Annotated in this window: 17 protein-coding genes and 2 pseudogenes; 4 read left to right on the top strand and 15 right to left on the bottom strand. The window is 65.9% G+C overall.

From position 1 onward, the window contains the following. Window positions 1-8: 8 nt before the first annotated feature. From GXW78_RS03245 to GXW78_RS03195, 12 genes and pseudogenes are all read right to left on the bottom strand, one after another. A complete protein-coding gene (locus GXW78_RS03245) occupies window positions 9-818 on the bottom strand; it encodes a transglutaminase-like domain-containing protein (protein WP_211866017.1) in 810 nt (269 codons plus the stop codon). Window positions 819-852: 34 nt separating this feature from the next. Further along, window positions 853-1,332: a transglutaminase-like domain-containing protein gene (locus GXW78_RS27760; protein ID WP_246521819.1), complete on the bottom strand. Its 480-nt coding sequence runs from the start codon at window positions 1,330-1,332 to the stop codon at window positions 853-855. Continuing rightward, complete coding sequence (locus GXW78_RS27755; RefSeq protein WP_338147671.1) at window positions 1,278-1,874, bottom strand: transglutaminase N-terminal domain-containing protein; 597 nt, start codon at window positions 1,872-1,874, stop codon at window positions 1,278-1,280. The genes GXW78_RS27760 and GXW78_RS27755 overlap by 55 nt, the downstream gene beginning before the upstream one ends. A 1,122-nt stretch (window positions 1,875-2,996) precedes the next feature. Beyond that, entirely contained in the window at window positions 2,997-3,827 is an 831-nt protein-coding gene (locus tag GXW78_RS27750; protein WP_211866016.1) for an ABC transporter permease, read from the bottom strand. Continuing rightward, complete coding sequence (locus tag GXW78_RS03230; protein ID WP_211866015.1) at window positions 3,824-4,780, bottom strand: ABC transporter permease; 957 nt, start codon at window positions 4,778-4,780, stop codon at window positions 3,824-3,826. Before GXW78_RS03230 ends, GXW78_RS27750 begins: the two co-directional genes overlap by 4 nt. A 9-nt stretch (window positions 4,781-4,789) precedes the next feature. Then, complete coding sequence (locus GXW78_RS03225) at window positions 4,790-6,346, bottom strand: ABC transporter substrate-binding protein (RefSeq protein WP_211866013.1); 1,557 nt, start codon at window positions 6,344-6,346, stop codon at window positions 4,790-4,792. A gap of 510 nt (window positions 6,347-6,856) precedes the next feature. Then, window positions 6,857-8,131: an NAD(P)/FAD-dependent oxidoreductase gene (locus GXW78_RS03220; protein ID WP_211866011.1), complete on the bottom strand. Its 1,275-nt coding sequence runs from the start codon at window positions 8,129-8,131 to the stop codon at window positions 6,857-6,859. 32 nt (window positions 8,132-8,163) lie between these two features. Continuing rightward, complete coding sequence (locus tag GXW78_RS03215; protein ID WP_211866010.1) at window positions 8,164-8,745, bottom strand: LysE family translocator; 582 nt, start codon at window positions 8,743-8,745, stop codon at window positions 8,164-8,166. A gap of 48 nt (window positions 8,746-8,793) precedes the next feature. After that, a complete protein-coding gene (locus GXW78_RS03210; RefSeq protein WP_211866009.1) occupies window positions 8,794-9,213 on the bottom strand; it encodes a hypothetical protein in 420 nt (139 codons plus the stop codon). Next, window positions 9,210-9,908, bottom strand: a complete 699-nt coding sequence (locus GXW78_RS03205) for a recombinase family protein (protein ID WP_338147670.1) — start codon at window positions 9,906-9,908, stop codon at window positions 9,210-9,212. The genes GXW78_RS03210 and GXW78_RS03205 overlap by 4 nt, the downstream gene beginning before the upstream one ends. 29 nt (window positions 9,909-9,937) lie before the next feature. Continuing rightward, window positions 9,938-10,102, bottom strand: a pseudogene (locus tag GXW78_RS03200) (hypothetical protein); the annotation flags it as partial. Between the two features lie 606 nt (window positions 10,103-10,708). Next, window positions 10,709-11,329 (bottom strand): hypothetical protein, encoded by a 621-nt coding sequence (locus GXW78_RS03195; RefSeq protein ID WP_211866006.1) that lies wholly within the window; start codon window positions 11,327-11,329, stop codon window positions 10,709-10,711. Window positions 11,330-11,447: 118 nt separating this feature from the next. Here GXW78_RS03195 and GXW78_RS03190 point away from each other — a divergent pair, with 118 nt between their 5' ends. Both GXW78_RS03190 and GXW78_RS28585 read left to right on the top strand, forming a co-directional pair. After that, window positions 11,448-11,612: a hypothetical protein gene (locus GXW78_RS03190; protein ID WP_211866004.1), complete on the top strand. Its 165-nt coding sequence runs from the start codon at window positions 11,448-11,450 to the stop codon at window positions 11,610-11,612. Between the two features lie 154 nt (window positions 11,613-11,766). Next, window positions 11,767-11,916: pseudogene (locus tag GXW78_RS28585) on the top strand (transposase); the annotation flags it as partial. A 37-nt stretch (window positions 11,917-11,953) separates the two neighbouring features. On the opposite strand, the gene GXW78_RS03180 reads toward GXW78_RS28585, so the two are convergent. Next, entirely contained in the window at window positions 11,954-12,607 is a 654-nt protein-coding gene (locus GXW78_RS03180; RefSeq protein WP_211866000.1) for a hypothetical protein, read from the bottom strand. Beyond that, on the bottom strand, window positions 12,604-12,867 hold the full coding sequence (locus tag GXW78_RS03175; RefSeq protein ID WP_211865998.1) for a hypothetical protein: 264 nt from the start codon (window positions 12,865-12,867) through the stop codon (window positions 12,604-12,606). The genes GXW78_RS03180 and GXW78_RS03175 overlap by 4 nt, the downstream gene beginning before the upstream one ends. Before the next feature lie 1,018 nt (window positions 12,868-13,885). Between GXW78_RS03175 and GXW78_RS28580 the strand changes: the two genes are divergently transcribed. Together GXW78_RS28580 and GXW78_RS03165 are read left to right on the top strand one after the other, a co-directional pair. Next, window positions 13,886-14,371, top strand: coding sequence for an HNH endonuclease (locus GXW78_RS28580; RefSeq protein WP_211865997.1), 486 nt, complete (start codon window positions 13,886-13,888; stop codon window positions 14,369-14,371). Between the two features lie 94 nt (window positions 14,372-14,465). Next, entirely contained in the window at window positions 14,466-15,632 is a 1,167-nt protein-coding gene (locus tag GXW78_RS03165; protein ID WP_338147679.1) for a helicase-related protein, read from the top strand. On the opposite strand, the gene GXW78_RS28410 is transcribed toward GXW78_RS03165, so the two are convergent. Then, entirely contained in the window at window positions 15,579-16,808 is a 1,230-nt protein-coding gene (locus tag GXW78_RS28410; RefSeq protein WP_211865994.1) for an HNH endonuclease, read from the bottom strand. The two genes, GXW78_RS03165 and GXW78_RS28410, sit on opposite strands and share 54 nt — an antisense overlap. Between the last annotated feature and the right edge of the window lie 366 nt (window positions 16,809-17,174).

The following is a 17,174-nucleotide window of genomic DNA, read 5'->3' as shown; positions in this document are numbered from 1 at the left end:
CACCGGCGTCAGTCCGGAACCTCGTCGGTGAAGACGCTGAAACCGGACAGCGTGCAGGGGCCGAAGGTGGTCGCGATCGCGACATCGGTCGCGTCGCGCCCGCGCGCCATCAGGATGCGGCCGATACGCGGCGTGTTGTTGCGCGCATCGAAGGTGTGCCAGTGGTCGTCCAGATAGACCTCGAACCAGGCCGCGAAGTCCATGGGGCCATAGGGCGGCGGCATGCCGATGTCGCCGAGATAGCCGGTGCAGTACCGCGCCGGGATGTTGAGACAGCGGCAGAGCGTGACGGCGAGATGGGCGTAGTCGCGGCAGACGCCGCGCCTTTCCTCGAAGGCTTCGGACGCGGTGCGCGTCGCCCGGGCATGCTCGTATCCGAAGCGGATGCGCTCATGCACGAAGTCGCAGATGTTCTGCACCAGCGCCCAGCCCGCCGGCCCCTGGCCGAAGAGCGACCAGGCCGTTTCGGACAGTCGGTCCGTGTCGCAATAGCGGCTGCCGAGGAGATAGATCAGCATCTCGTCCGGCAGCTCCTCCACCCGGCGCTGCCAGGCGGCGGGCGCGTGGACGTCCGTCGTGCCGGGATCCGTCACCGTGAGCCGCGTCGAGATGGTCAACTGCCCGGGCGGCGCCACGATGCGCGAACAGCGGTTCCCGAAGCTGTCGGTGTAGCCGCGGACAGACGTGGGTGGGTCGAAGAACAGCTCTGCCGGACCGACGAGGTCGGGCTCGCGTGCTGGGTGCGGGCTGACCATCAGCAGCATGGGCGTGGGTTGGGGGCAGTCATAGGTGATCTGGCAGCCGGCGGTGATCCGCATGGGGGTTCCTTGAAGGGGCGGGCTGGCGACGCGGTCAGCCGGCAGCCGTGACATCGACCTCGACGGTCATGCCGAGGCTGTCGGAGGGGAAGCCGGTCCAGGTTCCGTGCAGCGGCAGGACATGCCGGTGGTCACGCGCGACGGCGACGCGGATCAGGTCGCGGTTACCGATGATGCCGTTGGTGGGATCGAGTTCGACCCAGCCCGCGCCTGGCAGGTAGACGCGCAGCCAGGCGTGCGTGGCGCCACCGCCGATGCGACCGCCGCGCTCGGGCACGTAGAGGTAGCCGGAGACGAAGCGCGCCGCGATGCCGAGAGCGCGCACCGCCTCGATCATCAGCACGGCGAAGTCGCGGCAGGTGCCGCTGTTCTTGGCGAGCGTCTGCACCGGCGGCTGCACGCCGCGCTCCGAGCGGGCGATATAGGTGAAGTGCCGGCGGATCGCGCTGGTCATGCCGGTCAGCAGGTCGCGCGTGCCGGTGGGGCCGTCGCGCCGCAGGAACTGCCGGCCCAACGATCCACCTCGCGGTCGGGGTCCTGGTACTGCCGCTCGATGGAGCGGGCTAGGTCGGCCATGTCGTCGACGTCGTAGGAGAAGGGATAGGTCTCCGCGTCGCGCTCCATGGGGTAGTCGAGGGCGTTGGTCGGCGTGTGGTCCAGCCGCACGACGCTGCTCACGCGCAACTCGCGCGCGCGGTCATCAAAGCAGGCGACGCCGACGCTGTTGCCGAACACATCATGCAGCCAGCGGATCTCCGATGGCGCGGGCTGGATGTCGAGCCGTGCCTCGATGATCCGTTGGTCATGGCCTTCGCGGGGGCGCAGCAGCATCCGATGCTCGCCGAAGGCGACCGGCTGCCGGTAGCGGTAGGTCGTCAGGTGGCGGATATCGAGGACGGGGATGACGGTATCTCCATGGGGCAGCCCGCTACGCCTGCGCGACGGGGCGCGCCCACCGTCCTGCCATCCATCCGGGCAGGACGATCGATCAGGACAATGTGCTGTTTGCCGCAGGAGCGGCGGGTTCTCCGACGATCTCGCTCTGCTGCACGACACGCTCGTGGCCGTCCACGAGGTGCTTCACGCGATACTCGCGATCAAGCCCATCGTTGGGGAGGAGTCGCAGTATCGCATAGGGCCCGCGCCTGGCCCCGGAAGCCGTGGTTGGAACGAGGTCAACCGTTTGGCCGACGCGAAAGCTGTGAGAGGGCATCTTCATCTTTCCGAGGCAGGCGCCTCAGGCTTCGATCTGCCCGACAGCCAAATTGATCCCGATGAACTCACCGGGCATTCGGCGCTGCATCTCCCCAGATGGGGACTCGGGTGCGTTTTTGCGAGCCGACGATGGGAAATAGCCACGCGGTCTAAGGATCGGGGCGGTGCGGCTGCTACTAGGCAGTACCTTGTCACAGTTCTTTGGTGGACCCGATCAACAAGAAGCCGCTGACGATCCGCGGTACACCCGAGCGGCCAACGATGGTTCGACGTTCATGCGGGTGGGCAATGTACGCCCTGATGCGGGCTGAGGAGCTCGGCGCTTCCCGCGCGGACACGGAGAAGATGGTATGGAGCATGAGGCTGACACCCGTCAGCTGCTCAGCGTCCCCGGTACGAATCGGACCTCGCAGCGCCGTAGGGTCGAACTATCCCCCTCCAGAGAATTTCGTTTCCCGGTTCCCACCGCTGCTCCATTCTTCTCTCTCACAACCTGTCTCTCTTGGTCAGGGCACCGCGCTAAGGCGCAGGTTTGGCCGGGGTTCGCGCGCGGACCTTGATGGTTCGACGGCGCAACTACCGGAGTTTTGCGGCCGGAGAGAGCGGATAGTCTCCGAACCTTGAGGGTAGGCCCATTTTACCCTCAAGCTTAAAACATTGAATTCTGGGCCTATTTTTTTGGCACGCATCGCCGAAGTTCGATGATGCAATTCCCTACCGGATGCTCGCGAGCGCTGAATATCTCTGGCGGCTCCGCGGTCAGGTACGAGCCTTCGCGCCGGACCCGCCGGCAATACCAATCCAGCCGGCATATCCCCGCTGCATACGTCACAAGCCGTACTCATCCCTGAGCGTCAGCGAGTCTGCCTCGAACTGCGCCGCCATGGACTGCGTGTAGATGCGGGTTTTGTCACCCTCGTTCCGGTACTCGATGATTTTCCTCAGGTTGGATTACCAGGCCGGTTATTCCGGGTTGCGCTCGGTGGCCACGAGGGATCGGGAAGATGTCGCGGTTCCGCTACGCTCCATCGCGAGGGAGGCATCGGCTGCGACGGCTACAATACCGCTGACTGCAATGAGCACGAGCGTCGGGTACGCCCACGCCCACCAAGCACGGGCGAGCACTGAAAAACCTTGAGCGATCATCTGGCCCCAGCTTGTTGCTGCTGGGTCGCCTAACCCGACGAAGGAGAGGGCCGCCTCCGCCAGCACCGCCCCGCCGAAAACGATGCCGGCGCTGGCCGAGATCGGCGCCATCAGATGCGGGAGGAGATGAAGGCGCGCCACATGCCACGGCGATCCGCCGAGCGCCCACGCTGCACACAGAAAATCCCGACCCAGCAGCGCCTGCGTCTCCGTGCGCACGATCCGCGCGATCAAAGGCCATCGCGTCAGGCCGAGCACCAGTGCGAGGTTCCACGTCGAGCCACCGAACAACGCAGCGACCAGCACAGCTAGCAGCAGGGCAGGCAGGCTGGAGACGATCTCCGCCGTCCGCATCATCAGCTCGTCAACGATTCCCGAGGCAAGCCCAGCCGCAACGCCGACGGCGAGGCCCAGGCTGAGCGCGAGGGCAGTAGCGGCAGCCGCGACGGTGAGCGAGGTTCGGCCGCCCTGTAGAAGCGCCTGAAGCATGTCACGGCCAAGGTCATCCGTGCCGAGTGGATGCGATAGGGATGGCCCCTCCAGCGCCGCATACACCGGCAATGAAGGCAGCGCCCCAGCCGGCGCCAACAACACGCAGGCAGCGTAAATCCCGATCAGAAGGAACAGCGCGAGCCGGTCAGGGGTCACGGCGCGGGCTGCCGAAGCCGTGGGTCCAGCATCGGCATAACGAGATCAACGATCAGGTTCGCCGTCCAGGCGACAGCGCAGGCCAGCACGACAGTCCCGATGACCACCGGATGATCGCGGGCGATCGCCGCCGTCACTGCGAGCCGGCCGAGGCCCGGCAGAGCGAAGGCAACCTCGATCACCAGCGCCCCGCCAATCAGGTTGCCAAACCGCACGCCGGTGAGCGTCAGCATCGGCAACAGAGCGTTGGGCAGGGCATGGTGCCACCGCGCGGCACCGAGCGAGCGCCCGCGCGCCATGGCAGCCGTCACATAGGGCAACGCCATCTGCGTCAGCACGCCGGATCGAACGAGCAGCGCCGTGAAGCAAAGTTGGTGCAGGGTCAGCGCCAGCACCGGCAGAACCAGATGGCGCAGGCGCTCCGCGAGCAGGGCGACGCCGCCTGCCGCGGGGGCGCGGGCGTCGGCTATTCCTTGCACCGGCAGCATCCCGAGCCAGAGGGCAAAGACGAGAACGAGGACCTGCGCGGCCACATAGCCCGGCACCGCATGGAGGGCGGAGAACAGCGCCAGGGGCCAGCGAGCCTGCCGAGCGGTGGCGACGCCGAGCACGGTGCCGACCAATCCCGCAAGCGTCGCCGCCCCGAGCGTCAGGCTCGCCGTCAGCGGTAGCCGTTCAAGCAGGAGTGCGGCGACTGGTTGCTGCTCCCGCCAAGATACGCCGAGGTCGCCCCGCAGCAGACGACCCATCCAGTCGAGCCATACCTCGATGCCGGGCCGGTCGAGGCCGAGGCGCGCGGTGACTTCCTCCAGGTAGCCCGGCGCGCCGTATTCACCGCCGAGCCCGACCGCGGGTCCACCGGGAGCATGCCAGGCGAGGACGAAGGCGATGCTCGCCGCAGCCAGCACCGCGAGAGCACCAAAGGCGACCCGCCGGATCAGGAAGGCGGCCAACGGCGCCGGCTAGCGACTGCGCCAGGCCCGCTCCGCCACTTGCCCCGTCCACGGCGCGAAATCGGCAAGGTTGTCGCGCCACGCTGCGGTGAAGTCGGTCTCGACCAGCCACCAGTAGGGAAGATCCCGCGCGACGATCGCCTGCGCCGCGCGATAGGCCTCACCGCGCGCGGCGTCGTCCTGCAAGGAGGCCGCCCGGTCGAACAGCGCATCCACCTCCGCATTGCGATAGCCGGCAGCGTTCGAGAAGGGGACGTTCCCCACGGCTGAGGAATGCACCATGCGGCGCACGCCGATCTCGGGATCGGTGCCGTTGCAGTAGGAGATCAGGGCGAGGTCGAAATCGCGTCGCGTGAAGACCGCCTGCGCAAAGGCCGCTGGGTCCATCGTGCGGACCCGCAGGGCGATGCCGAGCGGGGCGAGTTGCTGGCGCATGATCTCGGACCAGCGGGCGAAGGCCGGGAAGTGGGCGATGTCGAGCGTGGCGCGCAGGCCGTCCGCGCCGCGCGCGAGGCCAGCAGCGTCAAGCCGTCGGTTGGCTTCGGCGGCGTCGTGGTTCCACGCGGCCAGGGCACCCGTCTGATGCGCCCAGGCGATGCCCGAGGCGATCGGCGCATCGGCCACGCGCCCCTGGCCAAAGGCGACGCGGTCGAGCACCTGCTGGCGGTCGAGGCCCAGCGCGAAGGCCTGTCGTAGGGCGATGTTCCCAGGGACAGGCCGGTCGAGGTTGAAGGCAAGTGTCATGATGCAGTTGGCACCGCCCGCCGCGGCGCGCGTTTCCATCGAGGTCACGCCGCGGCCCCGCAGACGCGCGACGTCTGGCGGGGAGACGCGCGCGAGCATGTCCACTTCGCCGGCCGCCAGGGCATTCACCTGGGTGTTGGCGTCGGGAATGATCCTGAATACGACCCGGTCGAGCCGCGGCAGGCCGGGTTTGAAGTAGTGCGGATTGCGCGTGAGCACGACTTGGTCGTCGCGCCGATAGGAATCGAAGCGGAAGGGGCCGGTGCCGACGGGTCGCAGGTTGGCCGGGTTGGCGTTCGGATCGGTGCCGGCGAAGAGATGGGCCGGCACGATGGGCGCTTCGGTCACGTCGAGCTGGCGCAGCAGGGCGGGGTGTGGGCGGTGCAGGCGGAACACCACGGTGGCCGCGTCGGGCGTCTCGATGCCAGCAATGGCCGGCGCGAGGCCGGCGCGGGCGCGCGCGTGGAACCGCAGCAGCACCTGCTCGAAGCTGACCTTCACGTCCTCCGAGGTGAATGGCCGGCCGTCATGCCACTGCACGCCAGGGCGCAGACGGAACGTCACACTGAGGCCGTCCGGCGCGACGGTCCATGACTCTGCGAGGTCCGGTTGCGGCATGCCGGCCTCGTCGAGCGAGACCAGCCCGTTGAACAGCGATCCCGCGACGGCGTGGAGCGGGCCGGCGGTGGAGATGGCCGGGTTCAGATGGCCAGGGTCGCCGGATACCGCGATGACGGCCGTGCCGCCGGCTGTCTGGGCCGAGGAGACACCGGGCACCGCGAACAGTGCCGTCATAAGCACGAGGCGGAGGAGGGGCATCATTTGGTGGATCCGGCTACAAGGTTTAGGCCAACCTAGCGGGCGGTATGATGAAGGCCAATAATCTGCTTACACGAAACTCAATTGTCTCGGTGAGCGGGAGGGCGCGACCCAACAGCGCCCGGCGACGGCAGCTCGTCCGCTGTTCGATATTGTGCCGAGAGTTCGGTATGCGCGCGGAGCAGATATCCAGCGACCCGCCTCGTCAGGTCCGAACTACCTGCTCAGGCTAGCGTTCCCATAAGGCCGGAAATGGCTCGAGCAGCCGGGGTAGTGCGACGCTGCTGGGTACTCGTCCACCCAAAGATCGCTTCCACAATGCGCGGAGCGAGCGGCGCGAGCCGCTGGGCGACCCAGGTATCCTCACTCAATTCGCTCCGCGCCCGCCATCTCGCTGATCGACGCGTATCGCCCCTCGTCCAGCAGGCTGCTGGTAGGGGAACGCCCGCGCCAGCGCCATCGCCAGCGCTGGATCATGTCCAGCTTCAGCGCGCCACTTGCGTCGGCACTTTCTCAGGCATGTCTGGACCCAGGCCGAAGCGGTTCAGGAGCGAAAGCAGGTAGTACACGGCCTTGAAAGGACATCACCGGCAGCATCGCCCGGGGACTGCCGCGGAGATTGCCAGCGAGCATGTTGATGATGCCGTCCCGCATCCACAGGGTGTTCCGCGGCGCCATAAACAGTGACCGCAGGACCGGATCGTTGACGCGGTAGATCAGCCAACTGATCCGATCCATCGCATCCGCCAGTTCGCGATTCGTCGCGGCAGCCATCTTTAGGCCGCGCGCCGGATCGTCCAGCGCGACATCTGCCGTCCGTGCCCCCAGTTCGCCGGCCGTCATCGCCATCAGCACGCCCGTGGAGAACATTGGATCGACGAAGCCGTAGGCATCCCCGATCATCAGGAAGCCTTCGCCATGCCCCTGCCTCGCGCGATAGCTGTAGTTTGCAGTGCTGTAGATGTTCGAGATCATCTCAGCATGCCGGGTGCGGGCTGATACCATTGGGCTCGACGCGATGCGGGCGAGGAACAGTTCCTTTGGCGTGCCGCTGCGGCCCTTCCAGGCAGATTGGTTGCCCACGAAGCCCACACTCATGACCTCCCCTGGGAGCGGGATCAGCCAGAACCAGCCGTCCTCGGCTAGATGGATGCTGATGTAGCCGTCCAGCGCACCTTCCCGCCGTTCAACACCGCGAAAATGGGCGTAAATCGCAGCGGTGTTGTTGTACTTGTTCGACTCTTTCACCTTCATCCTGCCGGCCATGAAGGTGTCACGACCAGAGGCATCGAGCACGTATCGCGGATGCCATTCCATCGTATCGCCCTCGGGGCCTAGCGCGGTAACCGTCTTGCGCTCGCCTCTCCCGCCGAAGCGGATGTCGGTCACGCGGGTGCGCTGCCGCGCCTCAGCGCCGCACGTTACCGCATTCTCGAACAGCAGCCGGTCGAGTTCGGCACGCTTCACCTGCCAGGCGTGAGTCCGGTCTCGGTCCAGGGCGTTGGCGAACGGAAAGGCGCAACTGCGCCCCGTGCGGTCGGAGACGAATTCCGCACCCGGCTTGTGCACACCGATGCCACGAACCTGATCGAGCACGCCTAGCCGCTGGAAGATGTCCAGGTTCCTCGGCAGCAGGCTCTCGCCGATGTGGAAGCGCGGATGCTCATCTTTCTCCAGCAGCAGGACGCGGCGGCCGGCCTTCGCGAGGAACGCCGCAGCGGTCGATCCGGCAGGTCCGCCGCCGACGACGACAACATCCGGCTGAGCGATCTCCGACGAGACTTGCATGTGGTGATGCCCTCCGAGGCCTCGGCGGTGCGCTACCGCACGAAGGGCGACGCGACGATGAGCAGGGCGAAGCAACAGATCGCGACGGCGCCCACACGCGGCACGATCCGTTCCTGTCCATTGGCGCGCGCGACCCTGCCCATCGCTGCGCCCAGAATGATCCAGGAGAAGGCCACGATCGTAAGAAGAACCACAAACGCCAGGAGATAAATCCAAACATGCGGCGATCCTAACGGAACAACACCAAGCGCGAAAATGATCGCCTTGGGATTCAACAAGGTCGTCACGAAAACCTGGTGCGGACGAACTGTCGCTATCGGCCCATCCTCCAGCACGGTCCCACGGCGCCAAAGCTTGAGAGCGAGGGCCAAGAGATAGCTGCCGACCGCCAACCTTAGCGTCAGCGCAATGGCGGGTGACGCGGCCACGATTGGACCGAGAACCAGCCCCAGGAAAAGGATGGATACTAAGTAGCCAGCCGCCTCCGCCGGGAGCAGGATCAGCGAGCGACGCCAACCGACAGCCGCCCCCGACGTCGCGAGCAGCGTATTCGTGGGCCCTGGCGTGCCGAGGATGATGAGCACAGTCAGCAGGAACAGCGCGGTGTCTTCCATGCGCACCATACTACTAAGCGGCTAGTTATCTTGACCAGATGACGCCGTTCAGTCCCGGGCCCCGTCGCATCGTGATGATTCGTCCAGTAAAGCGGCGCGGTGTTGCGCCCAGTCGGTCGGCAGAGGCGCGAACAGGTCGGGCAATGAGGCATCGTATCTTGTTGTGCCTTCGAGAACCGCTTCAACGACATCGGGCGGGAGCAGCGTCAGCCGTAGCAGGCTGCCCAGGTATCCACGATCGATCCGCTCTGCCACCGCCATCTCGCTGATCGAGGCATACCGCCCTTCGTCGAGCAACCGCTGGTATCGGAACGCCCGCGCCAGCGCCTTCAGCAGCGCGGGGTCGGCGCGCGTGGCGATCGCGGTGTTGGCGCCAGCGGTCGGAACAGGCGTCACGACTGTCTTCCGCCCCGGCCGCCGTCGGATCTTCAGCGGCACCCGAACTGTGATGCTGGTGGCGCCGGTCATGCCGCGGCGCTCAGGGCGCTGGGCGCGACGACGCCGAGATCCCGAACCAGCCCCGCCAACCCCTCGACGCGCAGCCGGATGTCGGCGCCGGCAGGGCCCACCACCACCCTCTCCACCAGTGCGCGGACGATCCGCGCCTGCTCTGCAGGAAACAGCTCGTCCCACAGCGGATCAGGCCGATGCAGCGCATCCCAGACCTCCCGCTCGGTCAGGTCGGGCGCTTCCCGCTTCGCCGCGAGCAAGGTGCCGACCACGATCTCAGACTGGCGTAGCAGAGCGCGGACTTGGCTCACGACTGCGGCCTCGATCTGCGCTGCCGCGATCCGGCGGACGATGCTGCCGTCGTCGTCGGCATCGCCCTTCATTACCCGCTGCGCCACGTAGTAGCGATACAGCCTGCCGCGCTTCCTGGTGTGCGTCGGCGACAGTGCCCGCCCGTCGATGCCGTACAGGATGCCCTTCAGCAGCGCCGGGGCCTGCTGCCGGTTCTGCGCAGCGCGCGTCCGCGGACTGATTTGGAGGATGGCGTGGACCCGATCCCACAGGTCGCGCGACACGATGGCCTGGTGCTCGCCAGCATACACCTGCCCCTTGTGCGCGGCCTCGCCGACATAGGTGCGGTTGCTCAGCAGTTTGTAGACATCGCCCTTGTCCAGCGGCTTGCCAGACCTGCTGGTGACTCGGATGAGTCTCACCGCGAGGCGAGCCTGCGTGCCGCTGCGCATCAGCCGGCCTCTACCGGGGCGGCCGCAGCGATGCGGTAGATCGAGTACGAGCCCTTCGCGCCCTGTTTGTTCGGCCCGACCCGGCGAACGCGTTCCAGCACCTCGACGGTGATGTCCTTACGCTTGAGGCCGGCCAGGAAGCCGCGGACCATGTGCTGCTGCCAACCCGTTGCCTCTCATGACCTGCGCCACCGTAGCGCCGTGGTCGCGGCGCAGTAGGGTGAGCACTGCCTTCTGCTTGGTGCCGGTGCGCGGCTGGCGGAGGCAAAGGCATCACGCTGGACCCGCGGCGCCGTCGCCAACGCCTCGCGAAGGGCGTTGATGGCATCCTCCAGGCCCTGGTGCTCCGGCTCATCCCAGGCAACGACCACAGCAGCCGCGGCCATGCGCAGCGCCGCGGCGCGCCCGATAGCCCCGTGCGGACTCATCGCCGGGTGCTGAGGGGCCTCCGCCTCATCAGCGGTGGCTGAGGGCGGCACAGGTGTGGACGCCGACTGACCAGTCCCTGCTTGAGCAGCGCCTTCGCCACCGTCTGCCGCGCCGCGGCCGGCAAGCGCGCCGGCGGTATGGTCAGCCGGTCGTCCCGTTGGCTCGCCTGGCTGAGGATGATGCGCTGTGTGTCGGAAAGGTGGGCCATGGTCGGGGGCTCCGGTGCCGCACCCGGATGAGCCGGGTGCTACCAGCCCGAGCCCCTCGGCGGGGCAGCACGGTGCTCTCCCCGCCACCGACCATTCGCTCCAAAGCTGCGCGAAGCCAAGCGCAACAGAGGGTCATAAGCTTGCTTTCTCGGGGCCTACTGAGATCGTGGCGTGACCCTGCACCACCGTCATCACCGAGACGGTTGGCAGACCTTCGCGCAGTAGGCCCACCGCCGCTTCATGGCAGGCCATGGCTTCACTCTGGCTGTCGAAGAATGTCACGACTGCCGCTCCGTCAGCCTCCCGATCGCTCCGAGCCATCCAAACGGCGCGAAAGCCCGGGGAGCGCTCAATCAATGGAAGTGTTCGCTGCTCCACGAAAGCACGGGTGTCTTGCGTCGCTGGAACGCCAGTCAGCAGGCGGACGAGCACGTAGGGCCGACTTCCAGCGCGCGCCCCGCGCGGCGCTTCCTTCTGGACGAAGCATTCGCCGGAAAACTCCTCGCCGCGCGAAGGAAAGAAGTCAGTGTGGCTCGCCAGCCAGCGGCGCGCTGAGCTGGTAGAGTTGTGTGCTGCTTCCGCGTCCGCGAAGCTGCTGACGCTGACGCCGGCGCCGCCTTCGTCCCAGAGCGCATAGTATGCCGCAAAGCCCGCGTCAGCCTTCAGTAAGGGGAGAAGCTCTTTCTCCACAGCCTCCTCGATCGTGGCGCGGCTGACCCCAACGATCGGATAGCGACGCAGATTCATGTGCATGACGCATGCCCTCCCCGAGCGGTGCTTGCTCCTAAACGCTACAACTCAAGGCAGTGGGCTTGCATTGCTCAATTGGGCGTCTGGGGGCGGCCGCCTCTGAGATCATTAGATCAACGTCGTGGGCTTCGACGGGCAGATCGAGGTCGAGGCGCTGCGGCTCTACGGGCTGCCGGAGGCGGCACCGGCGCTGCTCTGCGGCGCCCCAGCGCTGCCGGCGGGGCAGCGGGAGTTCGCCGCCGAGGTGGCCTGGGATCTGCCCATTGTGCAGTATGTCAGCGCGTAGGCCGATTGCCATCAACTGCCCACCGCTCAGCACCAGCATACGGTCCGCGAAACGTGCAGCGGCGTTCAGGTCGTGCAGCGCAACAATAACCACCAACCCCGACGGCTGCGCGAGGTCCCGCACCAACCCCACGCGCCGCAATCCGCATCCCTTCGACGAAAGCCGATACGGCGCGCGTAACGTAGTGGAGCGCATGTTCTGTCGATTCAAGGAATTCTGCCGCATCGCCACCCGCTACGGCAAGCTCGCGCGGAACTTTGCCTCCGCTGTCGTCCTCATTGCCGCCATCATCTGGTGGACCTGATTGAGTCGCGACCCTGATGCAATCTCCTACTTAGCCATCAGGGACCCGGCTGCCTGGAGAAGGCAGTGACCTTCCGTCCGTCACTACTAACGCTAACGATCAAGCGTTCACGTCCGTCGCTGAAAACGAGTTCAAAAGCTCCGCCTTTCAATTCGAGCCTTTGCAGCTCAGGCGCCTGCGCTCGCTGCCCGGTCTGCCTTGCGACCATCTCTCTACCCATGGCGATCGCTGCTTCCACTTCAGTCGTAGATGGCGCGAAAATCCTCACAGCCGCAAATCCGACGAGGCACACTCCCGCAGCAATGAGGGCGGCGGTCACTACCTGAGCTTGTAAATTAATCCCAGCAGCGAAGTATTCCGGTTCCTTCGTTTCCGCTTTGGATTTGATCTTTGGAATCAAGCCTTCCTTAAGCGCGATACATTGGAGCAAGTTGGCGTAAGTTCCGAGCGCAAATGCGGACCATGCCACTATTATAAGAAGACATGTGCCCGCCCCAACCGAAAAGCTGAGCGCCAATCCGCCGGTTGGCACTCTGGTGCTATCCGTGAACAGCGCCGCCATACCAGCAAGTCCGGCGAGACCGAGCGTCAGGGCTTGTTTGAAGTACTCAAAGCGGCCGGAGTTGGCGTCGACAGCGTCCTTGAGCGGTTGCTTCGACTGAACCGGCTGCTCCCCCATCGGACCGCTCATGGCCAGCAAGGACAGTCAAAGAGCTGCGCCCAGATGCTCATGTTCTGTAGTACGAGGATTGCGCCGATCACTTCGGGACTGTCCCCGCCCGATCTCCGTTCGCGTTCGGCTCGGGCAACTTCGAATAGATGTCGCAGGAATTCGGGCAATGTCTCGATAGCCTTGGCCGAAGCGGAGCGTCGCTCTGCTGGCGTTGAGATATCGCCCATTCCGTACACATCCGAAGTTGTCGCCAGTGCTGCCTGCTGGATGACGATCATCGCGCCAGTGGATAGGCGCCACTGAGTTCTGGCTGAGAACTCCGCGATGACGTCGTCAATACGGCTCGTAAGGCTGCCCGACATCCGGTTCGCCCCCCTGACCCTGTCTCCGACAAACAGCTTACCCGATCGATGCTGTGCCAATCATTCCGATTTCACCACAGATTTCGGCGTGAACCTTCGAATTTTGGGAGGCGCGCTGTGTCGCAGGTGCTCCGTGAAGCTGCTCGGCAGTCTCGGTCGCCTATGGCGGGAGCGGAAATCCGTAACCTTCGCGCCGGGCGTCTGGGAGGCGCTGCGTCTGCCCGCAAAGTCCGGCGCAACGGTGAACGCCGCCTCGAGGAACGGATCCGGGTCGACCTGATGACGCGCGAGGAACGCCAGCGCCGGCTCGCCGAAACGCTCGTCAGCACGCCCGCCGCGGCACCGGTCCCCGCATGCTGTGGTTCCATGACCCCGGCAAGGCGATCGGCACCCGGTCCGGCTTCCGGGAGGACGAGCACGGGTTGTTCTGCGCCGGCCAGCTGGATCTCGACCAGCCCGGTAGCCGCATCCGCCCCGCGGGTCAGCAGTTATCCCGCATCCGCGATCGATGGCCGTGCGGGCCCGTGGAAGGAAACGACGCCTCGGTCTCGGAGCTGCGCACGACGTCGTCCTGTCGTGGCTCCGGGTAGCGCGGGCGACCGAGACCTGCCGAGCGGTCAAACGCCGGTAGGGCCGCGTCCTCGGCGAACCCCGTTGGTTGCCGCGCGTCTGAGGGCGCCACCCTCGCGGACCCGAGAACACCGCTACGGGTAAGGTTGCGTCAGAACTGCCACACGCTTTCCAAGCCCCTGCGGCCCCGCAGGCGGAATCCCATCTATGGGAGCTACCCAAGCAGAAATCCGCTCTCGGCTTACAATGACGTCTACATTCCACCGGCAGGTTTACGCGTGGGTTGCATCCCGTGGATCAGCCGGGGTCCCATAGCGGGCCGGCGCCGGGCCGGCAGCTGACGAGCGGGTTGCCAGAGGGCGTAATGACCGGGGATTGGGAGATTGCACGCCAGACGGTGCTGCGGCGTGACGGGCATCGGTGCGTTCAGTGCGGCGGCGACCTCAAGGCCGATGGCGCGCACGTGCACCACTTGCTGCCGCGGGCGTCTGGTGGCACCGACGAGCCGGCGAACGTGATCAGCCTATGCCCAATGTGCCATGCGGCGGTGCATCCGCATCTCGGTGTTGGGCTGGCCCGTCGCCTGCTCCAAAGAGCGGCTGTGCGCCTGGCGCATTGGCTCGACACCGAGGGAAGACTGGCGCGCGAGACCGGGCACCTCGGCCCCGCTTTGAGACTGTTCGGTTTGGACACCTTCCGGCCAGCGCAAATCGACGTCGTAGAAGCGGCACTGCGGGGCCGCTCCCTGCTACTGGTAAGTCCAACTGGATCCGGCAAAAGCCTCGCCTTCCAGGTGCCGGCCGTGCTGACACCAGGCCTCTGCCTCGTGGTCTCCCCCCCAAGGCACTGATGTCGGACCAGGTCTCGGGCCTCCTGCGGTATCGGATCCCAGCAACCTTCATGAACTCGGACCTCTCGTCCGAGGAGAAGCAGCTGCGCCTCGCCTGCTCACGAAGGGGTCCTTCAAGTTCCTCTACCTGGCGCCGGAGCGGTTCTTCGGAGCGAATGAGCGGGAGTTGGCGTTGCTCCGTACGCTGCGCCCTGCCTATCTCGTCGTGGACGAGGCGCACTGCATCGATCGTTGGGCCCGCGATTTCCGGCCTGAGTATGGGCGGCTGGGGGAAGTCCGCGAGCAACTGGGCAATCCGCCGGTCCTGGCCTTCACGGCGACGGCCGGTCGCGAGACGCAGGCGCGCATCCTCGCCTCGCTCGGTGCAGGGGACGGCGACGTGTTCGTGCATGGCGCCAATCGACCCAACATCACCTTCCTTCGGCGGCGGGTGCGCCAGGACGCACGACCGGCCTTCGTCGCCGAACTCCTGCGCCTCGCCGATGCGATCGGCGTCAAGTCGATGGTGTTCGTGCCAACCCGGAAGATCGGCGACGCCCTCCCCGCGGCCCTGGCAACGCAGGGCGTCGCCACGCCGTTCTTCCATGGCCAGCTCCGCACGCAGGAGAAGGAGGATCTGGTGCAGCGCTTCGGGGGCCATCTCGAGCCAAAGCTGTCGCGCATCATCTGCACCAATGCCTTCGGCATGGGAGTCGACATTCCTGACGTGCGCCTCGTGATCCACTGGCAGCACCCGGCCTCACCAAAGGACTACCTGCAAGAGTTCGGGCGCGCCGGCCGCAACGGCCAGAGAAGCGTTGCTATCCTTCTCACCGACCCCAAGCCAGACGGCCCAGCGCTCAGCTTGCTCGACTTCATGGCCGGACTGACCGTCGAGGACGCGAAAGTGACGGCGGGCGAGCACACTGCACTTCTGACTCAGAAACGGCGGCTGTCGCGGCAGATGCAGACCTTCGCATTTCACCGAAGCTGCTTCCGTGATGCACTGCTGTGTTACTTCGGTGAAGCTCGCACTCGACCACGCCGCCCATTGGCGCTGCGCATCATCGATTGGGTTTTCGCCAAGCATGGCGCGCGCGCCGAGTCGGGCATTTGCTGCGACGTTTGCCATGCTCGACGCTGCTCCCCGGAGGATCACGTTCGGTTCGTCTGCGAGGCTCTGACGATACCTCCACCGAGTGGTTGGCCGACCAGCCGTGCGGTTAAGTCAGGAAGACGACCGCGCGGTGGTAGGCCAGGTACATTCGCTGACCGCCGGTGAACGAGCCAACGTTGCGCGTCGCTTTAGCCCCGATGCCGAGGCGCTCCAAGTCAATTTGTCAATGTGCGGCGAGACCAGCAGCGTGCCATCGTCAGCGAATGAGATGAAGCCCTTGTCGAAGAGGTGGTCGGCGGTGGGTGTCAACATCAGGCCGTTCTCGCCGTCGAGGCGCTGCGCATGCGTCTCACAGGCCCGCCACGGTCGTATATGGCTCGCTCGGAGAAGGCGGATGTCGGATACGCCGGTCAGGCGGCACCTTGGCTCGACGGCCAGCACCACAGCGCGGAAGCGACCTTGTCCGCGCCGAGCAGCGATCACTGCCTCACGCTCGGTCGCAGAGAGTCCTGCGTCCGACTTCACGGCATCTTCGACCGCATCGTCTGAGTGGGCGAGCGCGTCTTTGTCTACGCCGCTCGCCAATGCAGCCGCGCGGAGCGAGTCTTCATCCACATAAAGCCGAGGCAGGAGAAGCTCTGCGAGCGCCTTCGAGTCGGCGGCCAGGTATACGTTCTGATTCCCGTCCCTTGTCGTCGGCTGCAGCGGAGAGTGACGCCGTGGCAGATGCGGTCGGATATCGTCGATGATCGCCTTCGGCTGAAGCGGCGACGGCACCGCCGACCTTCGGACCAGCACCATCCAGCCGTCGCGTGCCCAGTTCGCGCCAGCAGTCCCGAAATCGAGCGGCTTGAGGGCCGGTACGGCGGCCTGCGTGGCAACGCCGACATGCGCTATGCGCTGAGACGCATAGGCGAGCGCGAGGTCGCCCGCGCGAACACGTCCCATGTTGTGGTAGGTTTCGTTCCGCGCGCCATTCGTCTTGGTTCTTGGGGACCACAGATAGCCGCCTGCGATCTCCTGGCGGTTCGTCTGCTTGTTGTTCACCCACCAGTCGGCTGGCCCGCTGGCTCGCGTCTCGGTCTGCCTCGTCGACACCGCGGCAGATCCCAGCGGAGCCGCTTCGACGACGACTTCGAAGCCCTTTGCGCTGCACGGTCCTCTCGCCGCCGCCGAACTGTGTGTGCCGCAGCGCCGGCCTAGACGGATCCTCGTAGTGCCAAGCGACGCCGAGTAGCGCCTTTGACGGATATCGACGGCCATCGTCGTGGAGGCATTGGACCTGGTGGCGCCGAGATCGGGATGATGCCGTAAGGCTGCCGATTGCGCCGTCGGCGCCACGATGGCGAGCGACGATCATCGCCACGGACTGAACAATACCCCTTCTACCCACGCCAAATGAGCCCTTGATGGCTCGTCCGTTTGCCATATAGTTTTGTCCGACAATCTTGGCTTCAGCTACGCGGCCCGGCGTCGCTTGGATCTTGAAGCCGATGTGTGGGGAAAGCGGCGTCGGACGAACCGGCGCGCGAGGAAACGTTCGGGAAGGAAATTCATGCACGGCCAAATGGCTGCGCGCGCGTGGCTAGCCTCGCGCCCGGATGCATTCATCGATCGTCTCGCCGACCGGCTGCATCGCTGCGCGGGTCACGCGCGCGCCGCCGCCCGATGAACATCCTGACTGACGTCAATCGCAGCGATCGCGCC

This window comes from Neoroseomonas terrae (genome assembly GCF_018129025.1).
GTDB classification, from domain to species: domain Bacteria; phylum Pseudomonadota; class Alphaproteobacteria; order Acetobacterales; family Acetobacteraceae; genus Neoroseomonas; species Neoroseomonas terrae.
Note: the sequence above shows the minus strand (reverse complement) of the source record. Positions and strands in the feature narration are given on the sequence as shown.